General features: G+C 61.5%; 7 protein-coding genes. 2 read left to right on the top strand and 5 right to left on the bottom strand.

Annotation, left to right across the window (positions count from 1 at the left end):
* On the top strand, positions 1-1,083 hold a 1,083-nt coding region (locus tag AC27IQ_RS00510; protein ID WP_487087393.1), incomplete at its 5' end, for a conjugal transfer protein TraG N-terminal domain-containing protein.
* Between the two features lie 12 nt (positions 1,084-1,095).
* On the opposite strand, the gene AC27IQ_RS00505 is transcribed toward AC27IQ_RS00510, so the two are convergent.
* Genes AC27IQ_RS00505 through AC27IQ_RS00495 form a run of 3 tightly spaced genes read right to left on the bottom strand, consistent with a single transcriptional unit; the run spans position 1,096 to position 2,150 of the window.
* Positions 1,096-1,458 carry a DUF3742 family protein gene (locus tag AC27IQ_RS00505; protein ID WP_320200724.1) on the bottom strand — a complete coding sequence of 121 codons (363 nt, stop codon included), beginning with the start codon at positions 1,456-1,458 and terminating at the stop codon, positions 1,096-1,098.
* A 27-nt stretch (positions 1,459-1,485) separates the two neighbouring features.
* Positions 1,486-1,905 (bottom strand): PIN domain-containing protein, encoded by a 420-nt coding sequence (locus AC27IQ_RS00500; RefSeq protein WP_487087391.1) that lies wholly within the window; start codon positions 1,903-1,905, stop codon positions 1,486-1,488.
* Complete coding sequence (locus tag AC27IQ_RS00495) at positions 1,902-2,150, bottom strand: FitA-like ribbon-helix-helix domain-containing protein (RefSeq protein WP_487087389.1); 249 nt, start codon at positions 2,148-2,150, stop codon at positions 1,902-1,904. The genes AC27IQ_RS00500 and AC27IQ_RS00495 overlap by 4 nt, the downstream gene beginning before the upstream one ends.
* A 240-nt stretch (positions 2,151-2,390) precedes the next feature.
* Between AC27IQ_RS00495 and mobH the strand changes: the two genes are divergently transcribed.
* Positions 2,391-4,274, top strand: a complete 1,884-nt coding sequence (gene mobH / locus AC27IQ_RS00490) for a MobH family relaxase (protein ID WP_487087387.1) — start codon at positions 2,391-2,393, stop codon at positions 4,272-4,274.
* Here the strand turns inward: mobH and AC27IQ_RS00485 are convergent.
* Entirely contained in the window at positions 4,271-6,112 is a 1,842-nt protein-coding gene (locus AC27IQ_RS00485) for a tyrosine-type recombinase/integrase (RefSeq protein WP_487087385.1), read from the bottom strand. The genes mobH and AC27IQ_RS00485 overlap by 4 nt on opposite strands.
* 560 nt (positions 6,113-6,672) lie before the next feature.
* Complete coding sequence (locus AC27IQ_RS00480; protein ID WP_487087383.1) at positions 6,673-7,917, bottom strand: Shedu immune nuclease family protein; 1,245 nt, start codon at positions 7,915-7,917, stop codon at positions 6,673-6,675.
* Positions 7,918-7,920: the final 3 nt, after the last annotated feature.

The following is a 7,920-nucleotide window of genomic DNA, read 5'->3' as shown; positions in this document are numbered from 1 at the left end:
GCGGCGGTGGCGGCGATTCCCTGCGGCACGGATTTGCGGCAGATGCGGATGGAGGTGGATGCCACGCGCATCGACGATCCGGTGCTGGCCCAGGAGGTGGCGGATTTCTCGAAGGATTGCTACGGGCCGGCGCGGGCGCGGTTGTTCATGCAGCGGCCCGATCTGGACGCGGCGCAGGGCAACGAGGTGACCTGGATCGGTTCGCGGTTCTTCGTGGACACGGCGGGGTATTACGACCGCTATCGGTCGCGCACGCCGCGCGAGGGATGGCCCTACGAGGCCGAGCGGGATGCGGGCCTGGCCGAAGTCGCCAGCGGCGGGGGCTACCCGACGTGCCGCCAGTGGTGGTCGGATAGTGAGACGGGTCTGCGGGCGCGGCTCCTGGCCCAGGTGAGCCCGACGCTGCTCACGCGGCTGGCCAACTATGCGGGGTTCGTGTCCCGCAGCGAGCTGGACGATTCGGTGATCCGGGCGATTGCGGCACCCCGCCAGCAGAAGCTGAACCAGGGGGAGGTGTACACGGACTATGGCGGGCAGATCGACAAGACGTTCTTCAACGATCTGGCGCGCGGGGCGGGCAACGTGGGGCTCGCCCTGGGTGCGCCGGGCTTCTTCCCGGCGATGGATGTGCTGCGCCAGGCCCTGCCCATGGTGCTGTCGCTGCTCAAGATGGCGCTGGTGATCTGCATCCCGATGGTGCTGGTGATCGGCACCTACGATCTCAAGGTGCTGATGACGAGCAGTTGCGTGTTCTTCGCGCTGTACTTCGTGGATTTCTGGTTCCAGCTGGCACGGTGGATCGACAGCACGATCCTGGATGCGCTCTATGGCTGGGGCTGGGGGTGGAACCGCCCGATGACGAACTTCAATCTCGCGATGGGGCTGGACAATGCGTTCGGCGACATGCTGCTGAACTTCGTGATGGCGACGATGTTCGTCGTGCTGCCGGGGGTTTGGATCACCGCTTTGACTTGGGCGGGCGTTCGCGTCGGTGGTATGGCACAGTACCTGGCGACAGGAGCCAAAGACGCACAGGCAGCAGGGAGCAAAACAGGCGACACATTGGTGAAAACGGTCTTGTAGACGAGGAAGCGCCTAACCATCATCGTCTGGATCGTAAGGATCAATTCGTGATCCATCCCGATGATAGAGGCCGAACCCAAAAATACCATCGCGCAGTTCTGGCGCTTTTTGTTCGTCGTCAGAGCTTCCGGCACTCCAAGCAACCGCAACGAGGCATCCAAGTAGCAAAGCGAGCCAGAAGGATAGGTAGGCGATGCCGCCAACCGTCAGTAACCTCAGCATCCAAACCACCGCCCTGGTGCCACCGGCTGGAATGCCATGTTCAACCAACCATATTGCTGCCCCATGCTCTTTGCGGGCATAGCTGCGCCAGGCATGAGACGCACCTCTGCCCAGCCGGTAGGTCCATCCAAAAGTGTGTGACTGCGTGGTCATGGTCATCCTCCTTCGCCGTCCGAACCGTCAGCTTCCCCACGGATTGATCACCTGGATGCCACAGTCCAGGAAGTCCTTGACGTTGCGTGTCGCCAAACTGGCTCCCCGCGATTTTGTGATTGCCGCGATCATGGCGTCAAACTGGCTGATAGGCTTTCCTGCCGCCTTGCGTGATGCGGAGATTTCCGCATAGGCATCAGCGGCATCGTCGTCGAAGCCGAGGATCTGCCCAGCCATGTCCGTGACGAAAATTCCTTTGACGGCCTCCAACAAAGCCGTCTTTCGTTGCCCATCCGGCAATATATGCACACCGTAGAGTAGTTCTGCACGCGATATGGTGGTCGTGAAGAGTGCAGAGCGGCGCTGCCGGTCGAGCCAGGCCATAGGCACATCTTCCGGAGCCGCCCGCAGAGTCTCCGACAGGACGTTGGTATCGAGAACGATCATGCGCCGAACTCTGGCGGCACGCGGATGGCTTCACGTGCTGGCAATTCTATTTCCACACCTCCGAGATCCTCCACACGTGCCCTGATGGCCTGCACCAGCGAGGGCGCGCGTTCCGGCTCCTTGGACAGAGCGGCACGCAGGATGTCCCGGGCTTCTTCCTCCATGGAGCGGCCATGGATGGCGGCCTGGATACGGAGCCGTCCCTTGAGCTGCTCATCAATGTTCCGAATGGTCATCGTTGTCATCATTGCATCACCTCGTTAGTCAATGACTGCAATTTAGTCGTTGATTGAAACGAACGCAACCGGCTGACGTGTTCGAGACCAGTTCGTGGGTTGACTGCACGCCGCTTTCTTCAAAGATTTGCACGGGACGACGCGATATACCAAAAGGATGAGGGCAAAAGGCAAGGGAATGGGCCCGAAGGGGAATGGCCCTACCTGCAAAAGGAAAAGGCCCATCCCGCCCCGAACTCAAGGGATCGCATGTTCGCGCTGTTTCAACGAAAACGCCCTCCGCCACCCGCACAGGCCCCGCACCAGGACGCTGCGCCAAAAGGAAAAGGGCTGACCCGCCCCGAGCCCGCCGCGTCGCTGCTCGCCACCCCGCGCCGGCAAAAGCTGCTGGAACACATCTGGCAGCGCACCTCACTCTCACGAAAGCAGTTCACCACGCTGTACCAGGGCCCCCTGGAGCGCTATGCAGAACTGGTCCAGCAGTTCCCCGCGTCGGAAAGCCATCACCACGCTTACCCCGGCGGCATGCTCGATCATGGCCTGGAGATCGTCGCCTACGCGCTCAAGCTGCGGCAGTCGCACCTGATGCCAGCGGGTGCGACACCCGAGGACCAGGCAGCACAAGCCGAAGCCTGGACGGCCGCCACCGCCTACGCGGCCCTGCTGCATGACATCGGCAAGATCGCCGTCGATCTGGACGTCGAGCATGCGGACGGCAGCGCCTGGCATCCCTGGCATGGTCCGTTGCGCAAACCCTACCGCTTCCGGTATCGCAAGGACCGGGAATACCGACTGCACACAGCGGCGGCGGGCCTGCTCTATCGCCAGCTGCTGGACCGCGAAATCCTTGACTGGCTCAGCGGATATCCGACCCTCTGGGCCGCGCTGCTGTATGTGCTGGCGGGCCAGTACGAGCATGCCGGTGTGCTGGGGGAAATCGTGACGCAGGCCGATCGCGCTTCGGTCGCCCAGGAACTGGGCGGCGATCCTGGCAAGGCGATGGCCGCACCCAAACACGCCCTGCAGCGCAAGCTACTGGACGGCCTGCGTTACCTGCTCAAGGAGGAACTCCGGCTGAACCAGCCCCAGGCTTCGGACGGGTGGCTGACGCAGGAGGCGTTATGGCTCGTCAGCAAAACCGTGTCGGACAAGCTGCGCGCGCACTTGCTGTCGCAGGGCATCGATGGCATTCCGGCCAACAATACCGCCGTCTTCAACGTCCTCCAGGACCACGGCATGCTGCAGCCCACCGCGGATGGCAAAGCCATCTGGAAGGCGACGGTGACCAGCGACGCGGGGTGGTCTCATGCCTTCACGCTCCTGCGGCTTGCGCCGGCGCTGATCTGGGAGGGTCACGAACGACCCGAGCCGTTCGCGGGCTCGGTAGAGGTGGTTCTGGACGAACCGGCAGCGTGCCAGGAAACGCCAACCGCAGAACCGGAAAACTCGCACGCCGTTCCTGTCTCCGGTCCATCGCCATCAATTGCTGCAGCGTCATCCCTGACGAAAGTCCCGCCTGTGCTGCCAACCCCAGGCGACGGCGTGGATGCGCTCCTGGCCTTGATGGAAACCCCGGCAGTCGAACCCGTTGCAACCGAGGCGGCGAAAGCACTGTCGCAACCGACCCCAAGGAACCCGCCCACGGACAGCAGCCCCGTGCCGTCACGCACCCCAGGAACAGCCGTACAGGCACCATCGGGCGAGGACTTCATGGGCTGGCTTCGTCGGCACATCGAGCGACGCACGCTCATCATCAACGATGCCAAGGCCCTGGTGCACACGGTCGCTGGCACCGCTTACCTGGTCAGCCCGGGCGTTTTCCAGCGCTATGCGCAGGAGCACCCGCACGTCGCAGTCCTGGCCAAGCAGGACCAGGTGGCCGATTGGCTGTGGGTGCAAAAACGCTTCGAGAAACTGCAGCTCCATCGCAAGCAGGACAGCGGCCTGAACATCTGGACTTGCGAGGTCACGGGGCCACGCAAGTCCCGGCGCTTGCATGGCTACATGCTGACGGAGCCGAAGCGGTTGTTCGAGGACGTGCCGCCCGACAACCCCTATCTGTCCAATCCCGTGAGCGAAGCGGCGCCGGATGGCAGCGCCCGGAAGGAATTGGCGGGAAAGTCCGTCACCTAAGCCGACCATTGCGCGTTGGGCGCTTTCTCCTTCAAAGTGAAGCACACGGCCATGACGGCTTCATGGAAGTTGTGCGGTGTCACGCCCTCCACGGGGGCCAGCCCATCCAACAGGTCATGCGGCTGTGAAAGCACCCGGTAAATCTCCCAGGGGTCGGCATCACCGGCATGCTTGAGAACCGCCTGGATGAGCCTGTGTTTGAGCGGATCGAAATGCCAATCGGGAACCCGCTGGCCCAGGTTCCCCATGCTCAACGCGAGGAGCTTCTTGTTGCTGATTTCGTAGCTGATCCAGCGGCGGGACTTGCCCGCCATTTTGGCGAACTCCGCAGCGGATAGAACATGCGGCGCATTGAAGATGTCCACCATCTCGTTGCGCTGGCGCTGGGCGTCGGACAACGCGGACTGCTCCCTCGGGCCCGCGATGGCCGACAAGCGGCGCACCGTGTCCGGCACGGTTGGCGCAGTCTGAGGCGTACTGCTCACCAGCCGTACCGGCGTTGGTGCGATCACCACGCGCGCATCGTGGTGCGAGCGTTCATGCAGAACTTCCGGGACGCCCTCCAGATGCAGGGTCAGGCGCATGCTGCCCGCTTCGACCTGATGCTGCTCGAACAGATCGAGCCGGTCCGCCCAGTCCTGCATCATGTGCCGACGTTGCTCCACATATTCCGCATGGTTGTAGGCGGCGCTCACCTGATCCGGGTCGGTGTGGGAAAGCTGGGCATCGATCCAGACCTTCGGGTAACCGATTTCGTGCAGTGCGGTGGACATGGTTCCCCGGATACCATGGCCGGTCAGTTGATCGGTGTAGCCCATGCGCTTGAGTGCGGCATTCAGCGTGTTTTCGCTGATGCGTTTTTTCAGGTCGCTGTAGTGGCAAAACAGGTACTTTTGCGCAGGCTTGAACTTCGCCAGCATGTGCCGGACGATCTCCACGGCCTGCACCGACAACGGCACGATGTAGGGGGGAATGTCGGCGGGTCGCTTGCCCTCCTTGCGCATCTCCAACTGCAATTGCTTCACGACCTCGGGTGGGATGATCCACAGGCCCTGATCGAGATGGAACTGGTCCGGGGTCGCGAAGCGCAATTCCCCCGTCCGCACCCCGGTCAACATCAGCAATCGCAGTCCGAGCTGGGTTTGCAGTCTGCCGTGGTATCTGCGCAGACGCTGCAGCATCGCGGGCAACTCGGCCATGCGCAGGAACGGGTTATGGCGAACCGGAGGCTGCGGCATGGCCACGACATCCAGATCGAACGCCGGGTTCTGTTGCAGTCCGGGCACGACGATCAGGGCGTAGCGAAACAACTGGCGCAGCCATGTGCGCACTTTCTCGGCAACGCTCAGGGCCTTGCGCCGCTCGATCTTGGCAACGACCTCCAACAGGTCAGGCCGCTGGATTTCGTAGATGGGCGTCTTCCCGAGGGTGGGCAGAACATCGTTGTCGAAAACCCGTTTGATCTGCGAAAGCGTCGTTTGACGGCCTTCCTTGAGGCTCAGAGAACGGTGGATGACCCACTTGTCGAAGACAGCCTTGAAGGTGTTCTCGTCCGCCAGGCGCACGGCCTGCCGCTTTTGCTTGCGGTCCGAGCGGGGATTGATCCCCTTGGCCAGCAGAGCACGGGCTGCGTCGCGCAATGCACGGGCCTCTCGCAGCCCCACTTCCGGGTAGGTTCCGAGCGACATGCGTTTTTGCTTGCCGACCCAGTAGTAACGGTAGTGCCATGCCTTGCCCCCGGTCGGAGAGACTGCGAGGCAAAGCCCGTCGATATCGCTGAGTGTGTAGGGTTTGCCGTTCGGCTTTGCGTTGCGGACGGCCATATCCGAGAGTGCCATGCTATCTCCTGAGCTTCGCGTCAGGGCTACATGCTTGTCTCTTTGACCTCGCTCCTCCAGCAACAATCCGGTCTGCGCCGCGTCCGTATTGATGGACTTAAAAATGGACTTAAAAGTCCTGGATGCAGGCGGATTTCAATGGACGTCACTGGAATGAAAAAAGGGGCAAAAGCCCCTGTTTTCAACGACTTACAGACGTCAGTGGAAGTCTGTAGATCATAAATTGGAGCGGGAAACGAGATGCTCGCTCCCGACCCAACTCCTTGATCCATAAGAGGTTTGTCAGACACACCTCCGTTGGAAGAACGCTATTATGTACTACTTCTGAGGCTCTGGCAAAGTCGCGAGCGAAAAAAGCATGCCGAAGATGCTCCCGATAAGGGGATGCACCGCCAACAAGCCAGGCCTTGGCTTTTTCGCTGCCAAGCGCACAAGCTGCGTGGTGACCCCTAGCCGCTGGGCGACCTATGGCACTCTGAACCCGTGATCGGTTATCTGGCGGACCGCCTCTACCTTGCTCTCATCCCGAATGACGTGCCGCTCTTGATCGCGCACAAATCTTATCGACCCGCACGAAGCTGCTCGAGCATGAACTTCATGCGTCGCAGCAGATCGTCATAAGTGATGATGTCCGCGATGTGCTTGTACTGGCGGCGAATGATTTCGAAGTCATGGCGCTGCGCTGGCGTGAGGTTGTGATCGCGGCCGAGGATGGCCAAGCCTGACGGACTGGCAATGCGGACCCTCAGCCCCACAGGCAAGCGGCTCGCGAAACGCTTGGTCAGGGCCGCCTCGCCTTCTCGACCCCATCGAGTTAGGTGGTAGAGGTATTTCTCGACCTGCTGCACGGTGCCGCTGAGCTCGCGATACGGGACATGGTTAGCCCGGTAGACGCCGGGCGTGACGATGCAGTCGTCGAACGGCTGCTTGATCTCCAACACGTCCACGTAGCCTGACACGTCGACGAGTATGAAATCCAGTTGGCGTGTCGTGGAGGCCTCAAAGTCCTTCACCGGTACGCTGGGAAAAGCCGCGATGTACTTAGGGTACAGCAATCGAATGATCTGCAGGATCTCGTTCTGCCAGGCCCGCTCGTTGTAAGTGCCTACGGGTGCAGCCAGCATCTGCTCCAAGTGTTGAAGCAGCAGCTCGAATTTCTGAATCTCGACCTCGCGCAGCAAACCTTGCAGATCGCGCGGCTCCTGGCTCGTGCGGCGGTCAACGTAGGTTGCAAGGTCAGCGACCGCGTCGACCTTGGCATCGGTGTACTCCCGCACCACACCGCTGACCCGCGCACGGACGTACTTGGCGCGCTCGACTTGGGTCGGAAACTGCGCGATAAGACCCTCGTAAGCGTCAACGGGGATCGCGTCAGGTGAGCTGCCGCCAATGACGATTCGTGAAGGACGCAAGCCGGCGATGACGCGCATGACCGAGGTTCGCTCTTCGGCAGTGAACCATTTCCAGGTTGGCCGGGCAGCACGATCCAGCAAGACCGGGATGCCTACTTCCAGAACACGGTCGTCGAACTCGAAGTACACGCCGTCGATCGCCCGCGCTACGACAAAAGTCAGGATCGACTCGTCGCCGCCGAACTCCCCTTCCTCTATATCGCTTGGATCTGCCGGTGGCACGGCCGCGGGTGGGTCGACGAGTAGCTGTTTAGTCAATCTGAAGGTTCGTTTGACCAGCAAGTCCTCCCCTTTTTCAAACCGGCGATAGACCCACTCATTCCCGTCGCGGGGCTGGTAAAGCATGTGCAGTTCATCGCCGACGACGGTGAAGGTAATGACGGGATCGGCCATGGT

This window comes from Acidovorax sp. KPB24-07, from assembly GCF_057543315.1.
This window is presented reverse-complemented; position numbering and strand designations above follow the sequence as displayed.

What these genes read in the sequence shown, in the direction of transcription:
- AC27IQ_RS00505 (WP_320200724.1), bottom strand. Translation starts at nt 1,458, where the DNA reads ATGACCACGCAGTCACACACTTTTGGATGGACCTACCGGCTGGGCAGA.
- AC27IQ_RS00495 (WP_487087389.1), bottom strand. Translation starts at nt 2,150, where the DNA reads ATGACAACGATGACCATTCGGAACATTGATGAGCAGCTCAAGGGACGG.
- AC27IQ_RS00500 (WP_487087391.1), bottom strand. Translation starts at nt 1,905, where the DNA reads ATGATCGTTCTCGATACCAACGTCCTGTCGGAGACTCTGCGGGCGGCT.
- AC27IQ_RS00480 (WP_487087383.1), bottom strand. Translation starts at nt 7,917, where the DNA reads ATGGCCGATCCCGTCATTACCTTCACCGTCGTCGGCGATGAACTGCAC.
- AC27IQ_RS00485 (WP_487087385.1), bottom strand. Translation starts at nt 6,112, where the DNA reads ATGGCACTCTCGGATATGGCCGTCCGCAACGCAAAGCCGAACGGCAAA.
- mobH (WP_487087387.1), top strand. Translation starts at nt 2,391, where the DNA reads ATGTTCGCGCTGTTTCAACGAAAACGCCCTCCGCCACCCGCACAGGCC.